Origin of the sequence: Streptomyces sp. ISL-96 (assembly GCF_018614035.1) — a bacterium.
Lineage (GTDB): Bacteria > Actinomycetota > Actinomycetes > Streptomycetales > Streptomycetaceae > Streptomyces.
In genome coordinates this window covers 69,435-89,340 of the sequence record NZ_JAGGPA010000009.1, presented here as the reverse complement: position 1 = coordinate 89,340, position 19,906 = coordinate 69,435, and the positions used below count along the sequence as shown (strand labels likewise).

At 71.1% G+C, this 19,906-nt stretch carries 19 protein-coding genes and 1 tRNA gene; 13 read left to right on the top strand and 7 right to left on the bottom strand.

All coding sequences use genetic code 11. The features are described from left to right. Positions 1-38: 38 nt before the first annotated feature. Positions 39-1,526, bottom strand: a complete 1,488-nt coding sequence (locus tag J7E96_RS06225; RefSeq protein ID WP_215128264.1) for a HAMP domain-containing sensor histidine kinase — start codon at positions 1,524-1,526, stop codon at positions 39-41. Continuing rightward, positions 1,523-2,212 carry a response regulator transcription factor gene (locus J7E96_RS06220; protein ID WP_215128262.1) on the bottom strand — a complete coding sequence of 230 codons (690 nt, stop codon included), beginning with the start codon at positions 2,210-2,212 and terminating at the stop codon, positions 1,523-1,525. The genes J7E96_RS06225 and J7E96_RS06220 overlap by 4 nt, the downstream gene beginning before the upstream one ends. 77 nt (positions 2,213-2,289) lie before the next feature. On the opposite strand from J7E96_RS06220, the gene J7E96_RS06215 reads away from it, so the two are divergent. Continuing rightward, a complete protein-coding gene (locus J7E96_RS06215; RefSeq protein WP_215128260.1) occupies positions 2,290-2,877 on the top strand; it encodes a hypothetical protein in 588 nt (195 codons plus the stop codon). 32 nt (positions 2,878-2,909) lie between these two features. Here the strand turns inward: J7E96_RS06215 and J7E96_RS06210 are convergent, their stop codons facing one another. After that, entirely contained in the window at positions 2,910-3,782 is an 873-nt protein-coding gene (locus tag J7E96_RS06210) for a spermidine synthase (RefSeq protein WP_215128258.1), read from the bottom strand. 33 nt (positions 3,783-3,815) lie between these two features. After that, positions 3,816-4,352: a hypothetical protein gene (locus tag J7E96_RS06205; RefSeq protein WP_215128434.1), complete on the bottom strand. Its 537-nt coding sequence runs from the start codon at positions 4,350-4,352 to the stop codon at positions 3,816-3,818. A 238-nt stretch (positions 4,353-4,590) separates the two neighbouring features. Here J7E96_RS06205 and J7E96_RS06200 point away from each other — a divergent pair, with 238 nt between their 5' ends. Next, complete coding sequence (locus J7E96_RS06200) at positions 4,591-5,970, top strand: hypothetical protein (protein WP_215128256.1); 1,380 nt, start codon at positions 4,591-4,593, stop codon at positions 5,968-5,970. Between the two features lie 25 nt (positions 5,971-5,995). Here J7E96_RS06200 and J7E96_RS06195 read toward each other — a convergent pair whose 3' ends face one another. Beyond that, on the bottom strand, positions 5,996-6,592 hold the full coding sequence (locus J7E96_RS06195; RefSeq protein WP_215128254.1) for a histidine phosphatase family protein: 597 nt from the start codon (positions 6,590-6,592) through the stop codon (positions 5,996-5,998). A 228-nt stretch (positions 6,593-6,820) separates the two neighbouring features. On the opposite strand from J7E96_RS06195, the gene J7E96_RS06190 reads away from it, so the two are divergent. From J7E96_RS06190 to J7E96_RS06160, 7 genes are all read left to right on the top strand, one after another. Then, a complete protein-coding gene (locus J7E96_RS06190) occupies positions 6,821-7,768 on the top strand; it encodes a phosphatase PAP2 family protein (RefSeq protein ID WP_215128253.1) in 948 nt (315 codons plus the stop codon). After that, complete coding sequence (locus tag J7E96_RS06185) at positions 7,686-8,858, top strand: hypothetical protein (RefSeq protein WP_308295857.1); 1,173 nt, start codon at positions 7,686-7,688, stop codon at positions 8,856-8,858. The genes J7E96_RS06190 and J7E96_RS06185 overlap by 83 nt, the downstream gene beginning before the upstream one ends. Before the next feature lie 85 nt (positions 8,859-8,943). Continuing rightward, on the top strand, positions 8,944-10,542 hold the full coding sequence (locus J7E96_RS06180) for a hypothetical protein (RefSeq protein ID WP_215128251.1): 1,599 nt from the start codon (positions 8,944-8,946) through the stop codon (positions 10,540-10,542). Then, positions 10,539-11,894: an AAA domain-containing protein gene (locus J7E96_RS06175; protein ID WP_215128249.1), complete on the top strand. Its 1,356-nt coding sequence runs from the start codon at positions 10,539-10,541 to the stop codon at positions 11,892-11,894. The genes J7E96_RS06180 and J7E96_RS06175 overlap by 4 nt, the downstream gene beginning before the upstream one ends. Positions 11,895-11,999: 105 nt before the next feature. Then, the gene (locus J7E96_RS06170; RefSeq protein ID WP_215128248.1) at positions 12,000-12,218 is read left to right on the top strand and encodes a hypothetical protein; all 219 of its coding nucleotides are present in this window, start codon (positions 12,000-12,002) and stop codon (positions 12,216-12,218) included. After that, positions 12,205-12,738 carry a DUF6879 family protein gene (locus J7E96_RS06165; protein WP_215128245.1) on the top strand — a complete coding sequence of 178 codons (534 nt, stop codon included), beginning with the start codon at positions 12,205-12,207 and terminating at the stop codon, positions 12,736-12,738. The genes J7E96_RS06170 and J7E96_RS06165 overlap by 14 nt, the downstream gene beginning before the upstream one ends. Further along, a complete protein-coding gene (locus J7E96_RS06160) occupies positions 12,735-13,565 on the top strand; it encodes a helix-turn-helix transcriptional regulator (RefSeq protein ID WP_215128244.1) in 831 nt (276 codons plus the stop codon). Before J7E96_RS06165 ends, J7E96_RS06160 begins: the two co-directional genes overlap by 4 nt. Before the next feature lie 468 nt (positions 13,566-14,033). Here the strand turns inward: J7E96_RS06160 and J7E96_RS06155 are convergent, their stop codons facing one another. Further along, entirely contained in the window at positions 14,034-14,621 is a 588-nt protein-coding gene (locus J7E96_RS06155) for a recombinase family protein (protein ID WP_215128242.1), read from the bottom strand. A gap of 536 nt (positions 14,622-15,157) precedes the next feature. Between J7E96_RS06155 and J7E96_RS06150 the strand changes: the two genes are divergently transcribed. From J7E96_RS06150 to J7E96_RS06140, 3 genes are all read left to right on the top strand, one after another. Further along, the gene (locus J7E96_RS06150; protein WP_215128240.1) at positions 15,158-15,499 is read left to right on the top strand and encodes a hypothetical protein; all 342 of its coding nucleotides are present in this window, start codon (positions 15,158-15,160) and stop codon (positions 15,497-15,499) included. A 137-nt stretch (positions 15,500-15,636) separates the two neighbouring features. Next, entirely contained in the window at positions 15,637-16,290 is a 654-nt protein-coding gene (locus J7E96_RS06145) for a hypothetical protein (RefSeq protein WP_215128238.1), read from the top strand. Then, positions 16,281-16,354 (top strand) — tRNA-Lys (locus tag J7E96_RS06140). Before J7E96_RS06145 ends, J7E96_RS06140 begins: the two co-directional genes overlap by 10 nt. Positions 16,355-16,416: 62 nt before the next feature. On the opposite strand, the gene J7E96_RS06135 is transcribed toward J7E96_RS06140, so the two are convergent. Next, positions 16,417-17,733 (bottom strand): M6 family metalloprotease domain-containing protein, encoded by a 1,317-nt coding sequence (locus tag J7E96_RS06135; RefSeq protein WP_215128236.1) that lies wholly within the window; start codon positions 17,731-17,733, stop codon positions 16,417-16,419. A 339-nt stretch (positions 17,734-18,072) separates the two neighbouring features. Here J7E96_RS06135 and J7E96_RS06130 point away from each other — a divergent pair, with 339 nt between their 5' ends. Beyond that, complete coding sequence (locus tag J7E96_RS06130) at positions 18,073-19,884, top strand: putative bifunctional diguanylate cyclase/phosphodiesterase (protein WP_374196639.1); 1,812 nt, start codon at positions 18,073-18,075, stop codon at positions 19,882-19,884. Positions 19,885-19,906 lie beyond the last annotated feature (22 nt).

Below are 19,906 nucleotides of genomic sequence, written 5' to 3'. Positions count from 1 at the left end.
GGGCGCAGTTAAGGAAGCCATGGGAGCCCGTTAAAACTTCACGCCCGCAGACCGTTCCCCCGCCGAGCCCCCGCAGGCCGCTTGCGCCGTCCCAGTCGGTGGCCGTTCTGGCCGCCCGCCGTACGCCGCCCGTCGAGCCCGAGCCCGATCCAGATGCGGACCTCCGTACCGCCGAGCACCGAGTGCCCGATGCGTACGTCGCCGCCCGTCGATTCCGCGACCCGCCGCACGATGTCCAGGCCGAGGCCCGTGGACCCGTCCCGGTCGCCGCTGTTGCCGCGCACCAGCGCCGCCTTCGGGTCCGCGATGCCGGGGCCGGCATCCGACACCAGGACGATCACGGCGTCGTCGCCGTTGTGCACGTCCACCGAGAAGGCCGTGCCCACCGGGGTGTGCCGGAAGACGTTGCCCAGCAGCGCGTCCAGTGCCGCCGCCAGTTCGGGCCGGGCGACCGGGATACGTACCGGACGCTCGACGCCCGCCAGCCGCACCTTCCTGCCCTCGTCCTCCGCCAGCGCCGACCAGAAGGCCATCCGCTCGCGCACGACTTCGGAGACGTCACAGCCCGCACCAGGACCGGCGCCGCCAGCAGCTCCCTGCGCCCGCGACTGCGACTGCGACTGCGACTGCGCCTGTGACTGCGCCTGTGACTGCGACCGCTGCTCACGCGCCGTACGGATGATCGTGTCGACCTCGCGCTCCAGCTGCTCGACCGCCGACCTGGTCTGTTCGGCGGCCGGGCTCTCGCCCAGCGAGGCGGCGTTCAGCCGCAGCACCGTCAGCGGAGTCCGCAGCCGATGCGACAGATCGGCCGCCAGCTCCCGCTCATTCGCCAGCAGCTGGACCACCTGGTCCGCCATGGAGTTGAACGCCGCGGCAGCGGAACGCAGTTCGGTCGGCCCCTCCTCGGGCACGCGTACGCCGAGCCTGCCCTCCCCCAGGTCGTGCGCGGCGCCCGCGAGCCGCTGGGCGGGCTGGACCATGCGTACGCCCAGCCGGTCCGCGACCGCCACCGACCCCACGATCAGGGCGATCCCGACGCCCGCCAGCACGAGCCACGCCGTCGCCACGCCATTGGTGACGTCGTCCTCCGGCACGAAGACCTCCACCACGGCGATCTGCCCGCTCGCGATCGCGGTCGGCTGGAGCAGCGCGAAGCCCCCCGTCACCTCCGAGATCGAAGCCCGCCCGATCCGCCGCGTCGTCTCCAGGTCCTGCTGCGCCACCCGTCGCCGCCCGATCTCCAGCGGCAGACCGCCCGGCTTGCCCGGCTCACCGGCTGCCGCCGGGATGTGGACCGCCATACGCCCCTCGATGCCGACCTCCGTCGTCTGGACGGCGCGGTTGAGCGAGTCGCGGTCGGTGGTGATGGAGAGGGTGGGGCCGATGGCGGCGGCCCAGCGTTCGGCGTTGGAGAAGGCCCGGTCCCTGGCCATCTCCTTGATGACGAGCCCGAGGGGTACGGCGAAGGCGAGCACCACCATCACCGTCACCGCCAGGCTCACCTTGACCAGTGCCCACCTCATCGCGGCGGCTCCAGCTTCACGCCGACGCCGCGCAGGGTGTGCAGATAGCGCGGGTTGGCCGCCGTCTCGCCGAGCTTGCGCCGCAGCCAGGACAGGTGGACGTCGATGGTCTGGTCGTCGCCGTAACTCTGCTTCCAGACCTCGGCGAGCAGCTCCTTGCGCGGTACGACGACTCCCGGCCGCCCCGCCAGGAAGGCCAGCAGGTCGAACTCACGACGGGTCAGGTCGAGCCGCCCGCCGTCCAGCTCGGCCTGCCTCCTCAGAGGATCGATCGACAGCCCTCCCACCTGGATCACCCGGGGCGGCGGCTCGGCGCCCGCGACGGCGCGGGAGCGGCGCAGTACGGCGGCCATGCGGGCGGACAGGTGCTCGACCGAGAAGGGCTTGACGAGGTAGTCGTCGGCGCCGTCGTTGAGCAGCCGTACGATCTCCGCCTCGTCGTCGCGCGCAGTGGCGATGATCACGGGTACGTCGGTGATCCCGCGCAGCATCTTCAGCGCCTCCGACCCGTCCAGGTCGGGCAGACCGAGGTCGAGAATGACCACGTCGAAGCGGAAATGAGCGACCTCGCGCAACGCCTCAAGTGCCGTACCGACGCTGCGCACCGTGTGGGTGGCTTCGGTCAGGTGCCGGATGAGGGCGGAACGTACGAACTGGTCGTCCTCGACCACGAGCACACTTGCCATGGGCGGCACCGTACGCCATGCGGGGGATGCGGGTCCCCCGTGGGACGGGGTGGGGCGGGTGGTGCAGTATGGCCCCGATGCAACGAGGATTCGTACACGCCATCGCGTGGTCGCTCGCCACGGGCGCGGCGGTCACGCTGTCGTGGTGGGGCGTGCACACGGTCATGGCGGGTACGGCGTACGACCCTCCGCAGGCACTCCCGATCCCCACCGATCTGCCCGCGCGGAGCGGCATCGCGCAGGATGCGAAGCCGCAGTCGAAGGAGTCGTCGACGCGCCGGCCGGAGTCCAAAGGCCCGTCCCGGACGCCGGAGAGCCCGAAGCCGCCCTCGCGCACCCCGGCCGAGCGGAACACCGCGCAGCCGAGCCGTACGCCGAGCAGTCCCGCCGACCCGCCGGCCCTGGGCACCCCAGCCCCACCGAGTCCGCCCGCGACCGCGAACGGCCAGGTCAAGAGCTACAACACCGATGGCGGCCGGGTCACCTTCGACATCGGGAAGACCTCCGCCAAGCTGGTGTCGGCCACTCCGGCGACGGGCTGGTCGATGCAGGTGTGGAAGCAGCCGACGTGGATCCGGGTGGAGTTCACGGCGGGCACGGCGAGCGTGTCGGTCTTCTGCACCTGGCACGACCACGAGCCGACGGTCGAGATCGTGGAGTCCTGAGGCCCTGCCCGAACCGCTTGCCCGCCCGCGGCCTACTTGAAGGCGGACTCCGGCGGTTCCGGTGACGGCCGCGCGCTCGTGTCCGTGACCACGGCCGCGCCGCCCGTGAAGTCGGCCAGCTCCCGCCCGTGTTCCACCCGCCCGGGGTGCGGGTCGGTCGCGATGCGGCGGGTCCATTCGGCGATGGGCAGCGTACGGTCCGACGCGAGCAGCACCGCGTTGCCGAAGCGGCGGCCGCGCAGCACGGCCGGGTCGGCGGCCAGGGCGAGCTCGGGCCAGACGGCGGCCGCGGTGGCGATCTGGCCGCGCAGGTACGCGAGCGGCGGGCCGTCGGCGAGGTTGGCGGCGTAGAAGCCGCCGGGCTTCAGCACCCTGCGTACGTCGGCGAGGAATTCGGTGCTGGTGAGGTGTCCGGGCGTACGGGCGCCGCTGAACACGTCTGCGATCACCAGGTCCGCCCAGCCGTCCGCGACCTTGCCGAGGCCGGCGCGGGCGTCGACGGAGCGGACGCGGATACGGGCCTGGGCGTCCAGCGGGAGTTCCTTGCGCACCAGTTGGACGAGCGCCGCGTCCACCTCCACGATCTGCTGCGTGGAGCGGGGCCGGGTGGCGGCGACGTAACGGGCGAGGGAGAACGCGCCGCCGCCCAGGTGCAGGACGTGTACGGGCTGTCCCTGCGGGGCGGTGAGATCGGCGATGTGGCCGAGCCTGCGCTGGTAGGCGAAGTCGAGGTAGGACGGTTCGTCGAGGTCCACGTGGGACTGCGGGGCGCCGTCGATGAGCAGGGTCCAGCCGCGCGGGCGGTCCCGGTCGGGTATCAGCTCGGCCAGTCCGCCGTCGACGTGCTCGACGACCGGCTCGGGGGCGGCGCGCTCGCGCCGCTTGTTCTTTGCGTTCTTTGCCACGCAGCCAGTATCGGCTGCGCCTGCCGGATCGGTTCAGCGGACGCGGTCGGCCGCTTCGATCAGCCGGGCGGCCTCGCCGAGCGCGGCCCTGAGCACGGCCGGGTCGGTGACCGGGCCCGTGTCGGTGGGCGGCAGCAGCCAGCCGGACCCGGCGAGTGGGGGCTCGGGGACCAGGGGCGGGGAGTCCGCCCCGATGTCGCCGGCCAGGACGGCCGGGACGGAGGGGATGGAGGGGACGGAGAGGGCGGAGGGGATGGAGGGGATGCGCAGGCCGCGTCCGGAGGTCTGCGTACAGGCGCTGCCCGGCATGTCCCAGCCGTCGGCGGTGCCGGGGGGCACGAGGAAGCCGAGGGTCGCGCAGGGGCCGTCGTGCAGGACGGGGCCGACGGCGGGTGCGGAAGCGCGGCGGATGATGTCCACCGCTTCGAGGCCCTGGCGCACCGGGACCGTCACCAGGTCGCACGGCTCGGCGCCGGGGCTTCTCACCGCCGGTGGACCGGCGCTGAGTTCCTGGCTGGGCCTGTGCGTGGCCGTTGACGGTGAGCCTGATCGTGAGCCGCTGATCTCCATGCCGGCCTCCAACAAGGGAACCCCTCCTCGCTCGAGTGGGAGCCGCGCTCCCTCTCCTCATGGTTCAACGCGCGAGGCTGTCAACGGCTACGGCGCCGCTCCGCCGCAAAGGATGGCAGTTCATGGCAAATCGTGGGTGAGATATCCCGTTTGTAGCGAAACCGCGCGTGTTCGGTCCGTCACAGCCGGTACGTTTTTGCTCCGCCGGAGCACGCGAACCTTGCGGGAGGGCTTGGCCATGCCGAACAACGACTTCCGCCGACTGCGAGGGTCTCGTTCACCGGCCGAATTCGCCGCAGCCGTGCGCCGGGCGGCACGTGAGATCGGTGAACAGGTCGCATGCGACGCCCGCTACATCGGGCGCGTAGAGGCCGGCGAAATCCGCTGTCCCAACTACGCGTACGAGCGGGTCTTCCTGCACATGTTCCCCGGCCTGACGCTGTCGGACCTGGGCTTCTCGGCCCGCGAAACGGTACGTGGCAGGGGGGCACGCGCCACCACGACCCATGTCACCACGACCCAAAGCAACATCGACGAGGAGAGCGACGTGCTGCGTCGCGCGTTCATGACGAGCGGCACCGTCACCATGGCGGCCGCATCCCTAGGGCTCGGCACCGCGCCGAGTGCCTCGGCATCCAGTACGTCCGCCCCCTTTGACGCTCACGCGCCAACCGCGCCAACCGCGTCAACCGCTCCGCGCCGCCGGGTCGGCGAGGCCGAGGTCAGCGCCGTGGAGGACGCGGTGCGACAGATCCGGCTGCTCGACGACCGGCACGGCGCCGACGGCCTCTACAAGCGCGCCGCACAGCCACTGCGTACCGCCTACGCCCTGCTCGACGCGAGTACGACGTCCCGCAGATCCATGGCCGACCGGCTGCACACCGGCGCGGGAGAACTCGCCCTCTCGGTGGGCTGGCTCGCGCACGACTCGGGCCGCTTCGACGACGCACGCTCGCACTACGCGGAGGCGCTGGCGACGGCCCGGGTGGCGAGTGACCCGGCGCTGGAGGCCCACGCGTTCAGCAACTCGGCGTTTCTCGCGCGGGACACGGGGCGGCCGCGCGAGGCGGTACGGGCGGCCCAGGCGGGGCAGCGCGCGGCCCGGCAGCTGGCCTCGCCGCGGCTGCTGTCGCTGCTCACCCTGCGCGAGGCCGGCGGCTGGGCGGGGCTCGGTGACCGTGCGGGCTGCGAACAGTCGCTCGCCCGCGCCAAGACCCTCTTCGAGCGCGGTACGGCGCACGCCGACCCGGAGTGGATGAGCTTCTTCGGGGAGGCGGAGCTGGAGGGGCTTGAGGCGCAGTGCTGGTCGGCGCTGGGCGACTGGGCGCGCGCGGCCCGGCACGCCCGGCGGGCGGCGGCGCTCCAGGACCCCCACTTCACCCGGAACCTGGCCCTCTACAGCGCGGAGCTCGCGGACGACCTGGCCCGCGCCGGGGCGCCGGACGAGGCGGCGGCGGTGGGAGAGGGCGTACTGGATCTTCTGGAGGAGGTGCAGTCGTCACGGGTACGGACGATGCTCGCCGAGACGACCCGCGTCCTGCTGCCGCACCGCCGCTCGCCGTCGGTGGCCCCCTTCCTCGCCCGCCACGCGACGGTCGAGCCCCGGGGCCGCGGCTGAGCCCCGGCGGGTAGGACGGGGGCCGTCAGCCGCTCAGGTGCCCGACGTCGTTCCAGCGCTCGATCGCCGGGTCGCCGTACGCCCAGCCGAGGACCGACAGGGACGTCGGGTCCAGTCGGATGCGGGCGGCGAACGAGACGTCCAGGCCCAGCCAGCGGGCGCCGATGGCGCGCAGGATGTGGCCGTGCGCGAAGACGAGGGCGTCGCGGTCGGCCGAGTGGGCCCAGGCGATAACCTCGTCCGCGCGGTCGGAGAGCTGCGCGAGCGTCTCGCCGCCCGGTACCCCGTCGCGCCAGATGAACCAGTCGGGCCGCTCCGCCTTGATCTGGGTGGGCGTCATGCTTTCGTACGCCCCGTAGTCCCACTCCATCAGCGCGTCCCACTCCTGCGCCCGGCCGCCGAACCCGGCGATCGCGCACGTCTCGCTCGCCCGCCGGAGCGGGCTCGTGCGCACCTCGGCGTCCGGGAGGCCGTCGAGCGGCGTCCGGTTCAGGCGCTCGCCGAGCAGCTTCGCGCCGCGGCGGCCCTCGTCGAGCAGGGGGATGTCGGTCCTGCCGGTGTGCTTCCCCAACAGGGACCATTCCGTCTGTCCGTGCCGGGCCAGCAGGATGCGCGGTGCCATGACGATGTCTCCCTGGGCGGTGCGAAGAGCGGCCCACCATCATCGCGCACCGGGCGGAGGGGCAACCTCCGGGGGGATTTCCACGTCCACCTACTCGCGTACCGCTCGCGTATGTCTCGCGTATTCCTCACGTACCCGGTGCGTGTACGTGTTCCCATACACCGTACGGTTGAAAGGGTGGCCAGTCAGCCCGTAGGCCGCACATGCAGACAAATGGAGATCGTCCGGATGCAGGACACCGCGCCCCGCCCAAGACCCCGCTGGTGGACAGAGCTGCTGCTCCTCGTGGCCGTCTACGCCGCGTACAGCGGCGGCCGGCTGCTCGTACGCGGCGGCGAGGCGACTGCCGTGGAGCACGGTCTGGCGATACTGCGCGTCGAAAAGCTCCTGTATCTCAACGCCGAGCACCCTCTCAACCGGCTGTTCACCGCACACTCCTGGCTCGGGATACCCGCCGACTTCGCGTACGCGTCGCTGCACTACGTCGTCACCCCCGCGATCCTCGTCTGGCTCTTCCGGCGGCGCACGGTCCGCTACCGGGCCGCGCGGACCTGGCTGATGCTGTCGACCTTCCTCGGCCTGATCGGCTTCACGCTCATGCCGACCTGCCCGCCCCGCCTCCTCGAAGCGGGGCACGGTTTCGTGGACACGATGGCGCAGTACAGCGCGTACGGCTGGTGGGGCGCCCAGGCGAGCGCGCCGCGCGGGCTGGGCGGGTTCACCAACCAGTACGCGGCGATGCCGAGCCTGCATGTGGGCTGGGCGCTCTGGTGCGGGGTGATGCTGTGGCGGCACGGGCGTACGCCGCTGATGAAGTCGCTCGGTGTCGCATACCCGCTGCTGACCACTTTCGTGGTCATGGGGACGGCCAACCACTACTTCCTCGACGCGGTCGCGGGCGCCGCCGTGATGGGCGCCGGGCTGGCTCTGACCAGGCCTTTCATGCGTCTGGCCAACCGGGTGCGGGACCGTTTCGCGCCGCAGTCGCGCGGGGTGGAATCCATCGTTGCCCGCGGCGTTGTCAGTGCCGGATGCGAGACTTCCGAGGGTGAGCGAATCCCTGGGCAGCGGACCCGAACCAGCACCCCCGCGGGTGCCTCCGCAGGCGAAGGCGGCAGCACCGGCGAAAGCGCCAACGCGGGCGCCGGCGACGGCACTCCGGCAGCGGCTCGCTGAGCTGCGCGGCCCGTCCGTCGCGCCGCTGCCCCTGGACGCGCGTGCGCTGGCGGCGCTCGCCGCCAACCCGGGCTGCAAGCGCCGCGCGCTGCTCGACGGCGCGGGGGTGAACAAGGCCGCGCTCGCCGCCGCGCTCGGATCCCCTGCCGCTTTCGGCCAGTCGCAGTTCGCGTTCATGCGGGGCAATGCCTTCGAGGCCCGCGTCAAGGCCGACGGCGGCACGGAACTGATGCGGCTGCTGTACGAACGGATGGGCGCCGGCCCGGGCTGCGAGGCTCCCGTGCCCGGCGAGACGCACGTACCCGACCTGACGGCGGCGGGCCCCGAGGGCCGGGCGGCGCGTACGGCGCTGGCGCTGCGCGAGGCCACGGCGGCCGGCGCCTGGGCGCTGCTCGACCACCCCATGCTGGCCCTGGAGGTGGCGGGCTCCCCCGCGTACCTGGAGCCGGACGCGGTGGTGGTGCACCCCGACGGCCATTGGACGGTTGTGGAAATCAAGAGCTTCCCGATGCTCGACGGCTCGGCGGACGCGGCGAAGGTGGGCGCGGCGGCGCGCCAGGCCGCCGTGTACGTCCTGGCGCTGGAGCGGGTCGCGGCAAAGGTGACGGGGGCCGAGGTGCGGCACTCGGTGCTGCTGGTCTGCCCCCAGGACTTCTCGAACCTGCCGACGGCGTCGGCCGTCGACGTACGCAAGCAGCGGTCGGTGACCCGGCGCCAGCTGGACCGCCTGACGCGCATCGAGGACTTGGCCGCCGCGCTTTTGCCCGGCACGACGTTCGACGTCGACCGCCCGGCGGAGGAGCTGGCAGCGGCGGTGGATTCGGTCGACGCGGCGTACGCCCCGGAGTGCCTGGCCGCCTGTGAACTGGCCTTCCACTGCCGCGCGAAGGCGCGGGCGGCGGGCGCGGTGGAGGCGCTGGGCCGCAGCGTGCGCGGTGAGCTCGGCGGCCTGACGACGATCGGCGAGGTCCTGGCAGCGGCGGAGGGCGAGTCCGGCGACCCCGCCGACCCGACGGTCGCCGCACTGCGCCGGGCGGCGACGCTGCGGTCGGAAGCCCTGGCGCAGGCGGGGGCGGAGGTCCGGTGCTGACGTCACACCCGGCCCGGCGCCGCGACCCTGAGCACTGCGGCAACCTTCCAGCCCGTCCGGCGTTCGAGGACAGGAAAGGCGCCACATGTCGCTGATCAGCACCCTCGCCCGGCTCGACGCCGTCCGCAGCGGCCGCGCACAGGCCCTGGCCACCGTCCGCCACCGGCACCTGTCCGAGCGGCCGATGGTCTTCGTCCCGCTGACCACCGCGGGCGAGGCCGGCGCGCCGCTCGGCGCGCTCGTCGGCACCGACCGGGACGCCCCGCGACTGCTCGCCGTGACGCAGCCCCGCGACCGCGACCTGCGGTTCGCGTTTCTCGCGGAGCTGGCCGAGACCGTCCTGCCGTACATCGACGGGTACGCCGACGACGTCGAGGCGGCGGAACGCAACGAGACCGACCCCGAGACCGGCAAGCGGGTCAAGGTCGAGGTCGAACTGTGCGCGGACGCACCGCAGTTGATCGTGCCGAGCCGGGCGGGCATCGAGTACGTACGGCTCCTCGGGCGTTCCATGCGATTCCGGCGTACGGCCGAGCAGGATCCGGACACCCCCTACCCCGCGCCGCCGCACATCCCGCTGCTCGGCCGCTGGCTGACGCACTACGGCGAGCGCGCCCGGGTGCCCGGTTCCTCGCTCCTCCTCGCGGCGACCGATCTGCTGGGCCGGCACTGGGCGACCGGGCAGTCCAACCTGGAGGACCAGCATCTGGGCGCGCTGCTGGCGTGGATCGACCCGGAGAATTCGCAGTGCGAGTCCGGCGCCGACGCGGCGCTGCGGGCGGAGCTGGAGCGGGACCGGGACGGACAGTTGGTGTGCCCGCCGGCCGGCCCCGCGACCGACCCGGCGTTCGACAACAAGCTGCTGGCGCCCGCCATCGACCGTTACGACCGCGCCCGCAAGGCGCTCGCCGCCGCCGAGGACGGCCTCGCGGCGGACGCGCACCTGGGTGAACTGACTGCCGCCGAACGGCACATCCGTCACCTGCTCCACGATCAGATGCTGCCCACCTGGAACGCCGTGTGGCGCGGGCTCGACCTGCTGCGGGAGCTGCCGGAGGGGACGCGGGCCACGGACCGCTGGACGCGCGACCGCTGGTCGTACACCGGCCACCGCGACCGCGTACGGGCCGGCGAGCCGCCGCAGCCCCGGCGCGACGACGCGGTGACCGCCGCGCAGAAGCTCGCCTCCCGCGAGAGCGCACAGGCGCAACTGGAGGCGCAGGAGGCGCTCGACGATCCGCTGGTGATGGCCGGCCGGCGGCTCGCGGGCGAGGCGTTCACCAGCGAGGTCCTGGACGTGGTGATGACCATGAGCGAGGGCAAGCGTCCGAGCCCCCGACCGCTGGTCACCGTCCGCACGGACGACGCCCCGCACCTCGCCGTGGAGCGCACAAAGGTCTACCGCTCGCTGGACGGCAGGCCGCAGACCGCTGAGTTCGTACGGTACGAGGACGAGACCGGCGTCCTGGTGCTGCGGGTGACCGACAAGATGGGCCGCGGCAAGGAGCCGGCGCCCGGTTCCGTGCCGGAGAAGGGCGAGCGGATCTGCTGGACGCTCTTCGAGCACGACCAGCGCGGTGGCCCGCAGCTGCCGGATCCGGAAGCGACCCCCTGGACGCACGGCGGCCCCCCGGGCGCGGGCACGGAACATCCCGACCCGGTGACGACGGAGGACATCCTGTGAACCGTCCCCTCCCTGCCGGGGCGCCGCGCTTCGACCCTGGCGCCGAGGCCGGCCGCGCGACCGCCGCGATCCTCCACGACACGCTGCACGGCGCGCACCGCGGCGTCGTCGTGGACTCGCCGCCCGGCGCGGGCAAGTCGACGCTCGTGGTGCGGGCCGCGCTCGAACTGGCCGCCGCGGGCCGCCCCTTGATGGTGATCGCGCAGACGAACGCCCAGGTCGACGACCTGGTGCTGCGGCTCGCGGAGAAGGAACCGGACCTCCCGGTCGGCCGCCTCCACAGCAATGACACCGACCCGTACGACAAGGCCCTGGACGACCTGGCGAACGTACGGAAATCCGCGAAGGCGGGGGACCTGGCGGGCCTGGACATCGTCATCTCGACGGCCGCGAAGTGGGCGCACGTGAAGACCACGGACCCGTGGACGCACGCGATCGTCGACGAGGCGTACCAGATGCGTTCGGACGCGCTGCTCGCGGTGGCCGGGCTGTTCGAGCGGGCGCTGTTCGTCGGCGATCCGGGGCAGCTGGACCCGTTCTCGATCGTCGGCGCCGACCAGTGGGCGGGGCTGTCGTACGACCCGTCGGCCAGCGCGGTCTCGACCCTGCTGGCCCACAACCCCGAGCTGCCGCAGCACCGCCTGCCCGTGTCCTGGCGGCTCCCGGCGTCGGCCGCGCCGCTGGTCTCGGACGCGTTCTATCCGTACACGCCCTTCCGCAGCGGTACGGGCCACGGCGACCGGCGGCTCAGTTTCGGGGTCGCCTCCGACGGCTCCGGGCCCGACCGGGTGCTGGACGAGGCGGCCGCCTCGGGCTGGGGACTGCTGGAGCTTCCCGCCCGGCACACCCCGCGTACGGACCCGGAGGCGGTGCGGGCGGTGGCTCAGGTCGTACGCCGCCTCCTGGACCGGGGCGGCGCGGCGGTCAGCGAGCGCTCCCCCGACCCGGTCCCGCTGACGGCGGACCGCATCGCGGTCGGCACGGCCCACCGCGACCAGGCGGCGGCGGTCCGGGCGGCGCTGGCGGACCTCGGTGTGGTGGGCGTCGCGGTCGATACGGCGAACCGGCTCCAGGGGCGCGAGTTCGACGTAACGGTGGTGCTGCACCCGCTGTCGGGGCGGCCGGACGCGACGGCGTTCCATCTGGAGACGGGGCGGCTGTGCGTGCTGGCTTCGCGGCATCGGCACGCGTGTGTGGTGGTGTGCCGGGAGGGGGTGGCGGATCTGCTGGACGAGCATCCGTCGACGGAGCCGGTGCAGCTTGGCGTCACGGTCAAGTTCCCCGACGGGTGGGACGCAATGATGACCACGTGGGAACACCTGTCCAACCACCGCGTTCGGTGGCGGCCTTGACCTGAGCCCTCCGGGGTTTCCCGTTCTGGAAAGCTCAGGGCCTTGACCTTGCTCCCACCCGGTCGGAAGCATCGAACGCATCCGACGACATGAGGGGACGTCACGATGACTGAGCCGCTGCGGAAGCTGTCCGGAGACCCGTCCTGTAAGAACGGCACATGCCCGACCCTGTGGACCAAGACCGCGAACGGTGACTACGTGGTGCAGGGCTACGTGGTCACTGACCCTGCCGAACTGGCGCAGATGGACTTGCCCGAAGGGGAGACCGCAGTACACGTCCCTGCCGCAGTGCTTGAGGAGTACTTCGCCAATGCTCAGCGGTGAAGAATTCGGGGCCCTTTTCGACACCTTCGAGCGGACAGCGTTCCGACTGGAGACCTTGGACGAGTACGACGTGGAGGAGGAACGCGAGGAGATCGCGCGGTTCCTCGCGGGTGAGGGCATGGGCCCTGAGTGGACTGACAACCCTTGGGTGCGGTCCATGACCGACAAGGGCAAGCACGTGGCACGCGTGCACGTCCTACAATCACCGCTCACGGACTACCTGCGGTATGAGCTGGCCGCATATCCGGGCAACATCAAGGCCGGTGAGTCCATCGGGATCATCGACCAGACAGAGCAGCCGGTCACAGGGCTCCCTGACCATGACTTCTGGCTCTTCGACGACACAGCGGTCTACCGGATGCACTACACCGAAGCCGGGGCATTCATCGGTGGCGAGCTGCTGCCCCCGGAGCGGCTTCCCGAGTACCAGGAGTACCGCGACCGGGCCCTGGCCGCTGCTGTGCCGTTCGCGAACTACTGGGAGCGGCACCACGCGGGAGGGGGAGCGCCGCAACCTTGACGGAATCACTGGGGACAGCCCTACGGACACTGCGAGAAGCATCGGGACTCACCGGTGACGTAGTCGCCCGCAGGGCCTCCATGTCCGCCGGCAAGCTGTCCAAGCTCGAAACAGGCAAGGTACGGCCGACCGTCCAAGACGTCGACCTCATCCTGACCGCGCTCGGCATCTCGGCTGAGGCGAAGGAACAGTTCCTGGCCACTGCTCGCACGGAAGCCACAGAAGCGACAGCGTGGCGCCTGCTTCGCCGCATGGGCCCGTGGAAGCACCAGAAGACCATCCAAGCCATTGAAGCCAGCACCAGCGCGCTCAGGCTCTTCCAGGGACAGCTCATCCCTGGCCTACTTCAGACACCCGAGTACGCCAATGCCGTCTTCAGCCTGCCCCCGGCCTTGCCGGATGAGACGCGGGTCAAGACCGTCGCTGCCCGCCTGGAGCGGCAGGCAGCCCTGTACGACCCTGACCGGTCGTTCCACTTCCTGATCTGTGAGCACGTTCTCCGGTGGCTGATCAGTGAGCCTCTGATCATGGCGCTACAGCTGGACCGACTGGTTTCGTTCTCTCGACTCCCCAACGTGGCCATGGGAGTTGTTCCCCTGGCGGGCCGGATGCCTGACTTCCCCATGACGTGCTTCAGCCTGCACGACGACCGGCTGGTGATCGTGGAAACGTTCCACTCCGAGATCACCACCCGCGACCCGAAAGACGTACAGACCTACGTCGACACCTTCGAACGGTTCTCCTCTGTCGCGTTGCACGGAGACCCGATGCGGACCCTGGTGGATTCCATCCGAGATGGGTACTTGCCTCAACAGGAAAGCAGCTAGGCGCAGTTCAATCCCGGTCCCACGATGGACCCCGGAGAGACAAGCCGGGGAGGCCCACGCAATGGCGAGCACTACGAAAGCCAGCGAAGACACCTATGAGTACGTCACGTACGCACCTGCCAAAAGCCGGTGCTCCGCGTGCCGGAAGGTGATCAAACAGCTTGAGCCGGTACGTCGTTGCGAACATCAGCGCACGTCCGGACCGCCCACAGTCGTCTACCGACACGCCACCGATTGCCCCGACTAGGAAAGGGTCGGCCGTGTTCCACGTTATTACCCCGATGATCCCCGAGTCCCTGCGGAAGTTGCTCCCCCAAAACCAGCACCCGAAGAACTCCCGCTCTCCCGTGATCGAGTCGGCGCGACGCGATGGGAGCGGGCTACGCGTCCCCCGATCGGACAAGTCGGAGTGAAGGGGTAGCCGTACCCCGTCCACTGGTGTGGCCCGCCCGTCGCTGTGCGCCCATCTCAGCCGCTCTCATCGAGGTACCGATACAGGGTGGCCCTTGAGACTCCGAGAGCCTTGGCGATGGCACTTACGCTCTCACCCTTGGCCTTCCGGGCCTTGGCCACCGTGAGCATGTCATCAGTGATGACCGCGGGCCGCCCTCCAGTTCGCCCCTGCGCCTTGGCCGCTTCCAGTCCGGCCTTGGTGCGCTCTCGAATGAGTGCCCGCTCGAACTCCGCCATGGCTCCGATGACTTGGAGCATGAGGCGGCCGTCCGGGGTGTTCGGGTCGATGTTGGCCAGTGCACCGGTCAACACCTTGAAGCCAATGCCCCGTTGGGCAAGCTGGTCCACCACCCCCACCAGGTCGATGAGGGAACGTGCGAAGCGGTCCAGCTTCCACACGCAGAGCGAGTCTCCGCCCCTGAGGTAGTCCAAGGCCGCCTTGAGTTCCGGCCGCTCCATGCTCTTGCCCGAGGCCTTGTCGATGAAGATCCGGGAGCATCCCGCAGCGTCCAGCGCATCGAGCTGTAGCTGCGCTTCCTGGGCATCGGTGGAGACCCTGGCATACCCGATCAAGTGACCTGTTGCCGTTGAAGCCTTCGTCATATCCAGACAGTCTCATAACTCGTCTCAGAATCTCAAGAGCCTGGAGCATGTTTCGAGACGGGTTTTGGACACCCCTGGAGCACTCTGGCGGCCATCACCGAGACGTCTCATTAACCATGGTTTTCGAGACGCCCCCCGCTGGTCACGCTCCGTGCACCACGGGGGTAACACCCTGAGTTCAAAGCGACATGGACCGCAGGGGAGCCATCCTTCACCCCTGTACGGGTTTCCGCTTCTCATGGCGCCCCCCAGGTGACGGCTTGTACGGCATGTCGTTCCCCCTATGTACTGGTCTCCTTCGAGGCTACATGGTGATCTTGGAATCTGAGGGGTGGGAGGCGAATCACGCGGTGCTGGCGCACCTGGCGGAACACCGGGTGCGGTACCGGGGGTGACGGATCTTTTCCCCACCCCGCCCCTTCCCGAACTGGGGCTCCGCCGCAGGCGACGCCGCCTGCCCGAGGCGTACTTGCACGGTCCGGGACAATGGACGGTGGCCATCGAGCACGCATGGCCGCGAGAGGGAAGGAAAACCCATGGCGGAACCCGAGCGCACCGAGCGGCGACTGCGCCCCGCGCCGCTGCTCTTCGAGCCTTCGGAGGCAGCCGCCGATCCCGAGCACTTCTTCGACCTGGAGTCGATGGAGGACCCCGGTGAGCTGCTGGAACGTGCCACGGAGCTGACGCTCGCGTTCCGGACCGCGGCCGACCGGGCCACCGAGTACCAGGCCATCGCGGCCGCCCAGCTCGCCGACCCCAAGCGCTTCGACCGGCTGTCCCCGGCGGACATCGCGCAACGCGCCGACTGGACCGAGGACTACGCCAAGAAGATGGTCGAGTTCGGCCGGGACCTGCTGCGCGGCCCCAAGCACCCGTAACGGCAAGCATCCGTAACCGCACAGCCAAAGGCTTGTGGCATATGCCTGGCCGCAAGATACCCCCTGCCGCCCCGCCCTGTCCCGTTTTCCGGCAACTAACCGAAACGGAACGGCTACTGCCGGTAGATGTAGGCGCCATGACCGCCTGCAAGCAAAACGACGTCCCCCAGTACAGCGCCTACGCGCACTCCAACACCCCCGCCCACGTCACCGCCGCCGGAGCGGCCTGGCTCGCCTCCGCCGCCGCGTACCCGCGCAGCACCCTCTCGCTCTGGGAGACGCGCCCCACCGACCCCTGCGTCCTGCCCTGCGGTTCCACGTTCGACGTCGTGAGCGTCCCCGCGGTCTTCGGCCGGCGCATGCTGGACCGGTTATGGGCGGACGGGCCCGGCTCCGGCCCCGTCGCCACCCACCGCGGCCGCATGCTGCTCTTCACCTGCCCCGGCACCGCCCACCGGCTCCCCTCGCTGCTCACCTGGGAGGAGTGGGGACGTACGGGAGACACCGCCGGGGGCGGCGCGAAAGGCGCCGTGCCGCCGCCGGTCCTGTGTCACGGCTCGGGCGACGCCGTGACCGTCCCCCCGCTCAGTGAACCGGCCGCCCCCGCCGGCGCGGGACCGCGCTGGCTGGTCGCCCCCGACGTGCGCCATCCGTGGCTGCCGGGCCCCGAGGCGATGCTCTGGGCGTGCGTACGGGCGGCCCGCCCCAGCCAGACCGCCAAGGCCCGGATATCGATTTTTCCTCCCGCCGAACAGGGTGCTAATGTCTACGACGTCAGCAGGCGCCGCTAGCTCAGTTGGTTAGAGCAGCTGACTCTTAATCAGCGGGTCCGGGGTTCGAGTCCCTGGCGGCGCACAGACGGGAAAAGCCCCTCGCGAGAGCGAGGGGCTTTTTCGTTGCCCGGACCGCGTGCCAGGTCAGACGCCGGGTGTGATCCGTACCGTCCACGCCCCCGACCTCGTACGTTCCGCCACCTCCACCCGGGTCCCCTCCCCCGGCACCGTGAACGTCTCCCCCTCCGCCACCGGCGCGTCCGCCAGCGGCGGGTACACCGACCGGTCCCAGCACGCGTCGGTCTCCGGGTGTGCGTCCACCACCTCGATCGGCCCGCCGCCCGAGGCCGCCCCGTTGCGCACCCGGTAGATCAGCACGCCCTCCGTGCACAGCGACTCGTCGTTTCCCGCCCCGCTGCGCGCCTCGACGGCCAGGACGCCGCCCTTCCCGGTCCGTACGACCGCGAGCCGCGTACCGCCCGTCGCACCGCGGGGGTGCTCCGCCGCCAGCGGCTCCAGCGTGAGCCGGGTCGGGCCGGCCTCCTCCACGCAGGCCACCTGCCGCCGGTCCAGCCAGCCGAGCTTCCACTTGTGCCAGCCGAAGAGTTCCGGGGCGAGCCCGAACTGACTTCCCATGACGTCCCAGTCGCCGACGTACGTGTCCCAGTCCCCCTTGCCGTCCACCGGCCGGTGGTAGAGATCGGGGAGGTCGAAGACGTGGCCCGTCTCGTGGGCCAGCACGTTGCGGTCCGGCGGGTGCTGCTCGAAAACGGTGACGATGCGCTTGATGTCCCGGCCGTCGGCGTGCAGCGGCTTGTCGAAGTTGACGACCTTGGTCGCGTCCGAGTCGACGCCGGGCGCGTCCGGGTCGGCGACGAGATAGACGATGTCGTAGTGGGTGAAGTCGACCTGGCCGTCCGCCGCGGCCACCGCGTCGCGCAGGTACGCCGAGCGCCGCCCGGCGTCCCAGTCGCGCTCTATCCCGTACGCCGTGGAGTCCTGCGGCATCTCGACCCAGTCGCGCTGCGGGTGCGCCCGCAGTGCGAATTTGCCGTACGAGGCGCGCCGGAAGAAGTCGCTGGTGCCCGGGAAGTAGTCGGCCGCGAGCTCGTCCGGGGAGGTCGTGGGGACCGAGTCGGGGAAGGCCAGGAAGATCATGACCGCGTTGAGGGTGTGCAGGGGGCGCGGGTAGGCCGGGTTCCAGGTGTCGAGGCCCAGCGAGTGGTGCGCCGCGGTGCGCGTCAGCACGCACGGCCCGTCGCCCCGTGCCGCCACCGCGGGGCCCGCGACGAGCGAGGTGGCGGCGAGCGCCGTGAGGGAGGTGAACACGGCGGCCGTACTGCGCAGGCGCTCGCGTCGGCATCGGCGGGACGGGTCGGCTCGGGGGCCGGCTCCCCCGGGTGTCTGCTGGCGGACCACGTCGACCTCCGGGTACGGAAATACGGGGCACGCCACCCACATTGTTCGGGTTTCGTGTGATACGCCCTGTTCCACTGCCCCACACGGGTGACCAGCACCTCTGGCGGCCTCCGGTGGGCCGACACCCCGACGGGATCACGGAAAGTCACAATCGATCACGTAGGAACACCGCAAGGCGCACTTGTGCAGAAACGATCGCCCGCAGCCGCCTCGCGCTCGGGGTCACGGCGGCGTAGCTGGATCGGCCCTCCCGGCAGCCTCTATGATCGGCACACTTTCCTGCGTGGAATCCGCCCCGGGCGGTGGTCCCCCACCCCGCCGACAACCCCGACGACCTCTGTAAGCGATCACAAAATGATCAATGCCCTGCGGGAGCGAGCGGTGAGCGGAACCTCCGAAGGACCCGGTTCAGCACCCGACACGACCCGGCCGACCGTCACACAGAGTAATGGCGCCGGTCGCTCAGCGTCCGAGCTGCGCGACTACCGGGCGGCCTGGAACGCCGCGCACCTCGCCATGGCCCTCGTGGACCGCCAGGGCCTCGTCGTCACCGCCAACCCCTCCCTCGCCGAGCTCCTCGGCACCGAAACCCTCCAGCTGCGTGAACAGTCCGCCGCGGACCTCCTCGACCTGGCGTCCGACGCCCGCAGCTTCCACGCCTACCTCGAAGTCCTCGCCGGCCGGCGCGCCCGCTTCCGCTGCACGCGCAGGATCAAACACCCGGACGGTCGCTCGCTGTGGGCCGAGGTCACCCTCACGCCCGTACCGGACAGCGGCACCGTCCTGCTGTCGGTCGCGGACACCAGCGACCGGCGTGAGCTCCAGGCCAGGCTGCGCCATCTCCAGATGCACGACCCGGTGACCCGGCTCCCGAACCGCACGCTCTTCTTCGAGCGCCTCACCTCCGCGCTGGAGAATTCGGCATACGGCCACGGGCGTGACGGGGGCACCGGCCGGATCGGCGTCTGCTATCTCGACCTCGACGGGTTCAAGGCCGTCAACGACACGCTCGGCCACCGCGTCGGCGACCGGCTGCTGACCGCCGTGGCCTCGCGGCTGGCCAGGTGCGCCGACCAGTACGGCTACGCGCGGGCCGGCGGCCATCTGGTCGCGCGGCTCGGCGGCGACGAGTTCGCGCTGCTCGTCGAGGACTCCACCGGTACGGAACAGCTCGCCGACCTCGCCCAGGCCGTACTGACCGCCCTTCAGCAGCCCTTCGACCTCGGCGGGCAGCGGCTGGCGGTGTCCGCGTCCATCGGAGTCGTGGAGCGGCCGGCGGCCGGGACCACCGCGACCTGTCTGATGCAGGCCGCCGACACGACGCTGTACTGGGCGAAGGCGGACGGCAAGGCGCGCTGGACGCTCTTCGACCCCGAGCGCAACGCCCACCGCATGACCCGCCAGGCACTGTCGAGCACGCTGCGCCCGGCCGTCGAGCGCGGCGAGTTCAACCTGGAGTACCAGCCGCTGGTGGACCTGGAGGGCGGCGGCGTACGGGGGGTTGAGGCGCTGGTCCGCTGGAAACACCCGCAGTTCGGGACGCTGGCGCCGAATCGGTTCATCTCGATTGCCGAGGAGGACGGCTCGATCGTCCAGCTCGGCCGGTGGGTGCTGCGGACCGCGTGCCGGCAGGCCCGGCAGTGGCAGATCGCACACCCCGGCACCCCGCCGATCTTCGTCAGCGTCAATGTCGCCGTGCGCCAGGTGTGGGATTCGGATCTGGTCGCCGATGTCGCCGAGATCCTCGCCGAGACGGGGCTCGCGCCGCATCTGCTGCAACTGGAGCTGACCGAGTCCGCGGTGATGGGCTCGGCGGGACGGCCGCTGCAGGCCTTGCAGGCGCTGAGCGACATGGGCGTACACATCGCGATCGACGACTTCGGGACCGGCTACTCGAATCTCGCGTATCTGAGCCGGCTGCCCGTCTCGGTGCTCAAGCTGGACGGGTCGTTCGTGCGCGGCTTCCAGGACGAGGCGCATGCGAATCCCGCTGATGAAACGATTGTCGAGGCGCTGGTGCAGCTCGCGCACCGGCTGGGGCTGACGGTCACGGCGGAGTGCGTGGAGACGTCGGGGCAGGCGGCGCGGCTGCGGCAGATCGGCTGCGACACGGGGCAGGGGTGGCTGTACTCGCGGGCGGTGACGCCGGAGCGTATCGCCGCGATGATCGCCGTCAGTCCGCAGCGGGTCTGACGGCGATCGCCGGGCGGTTACG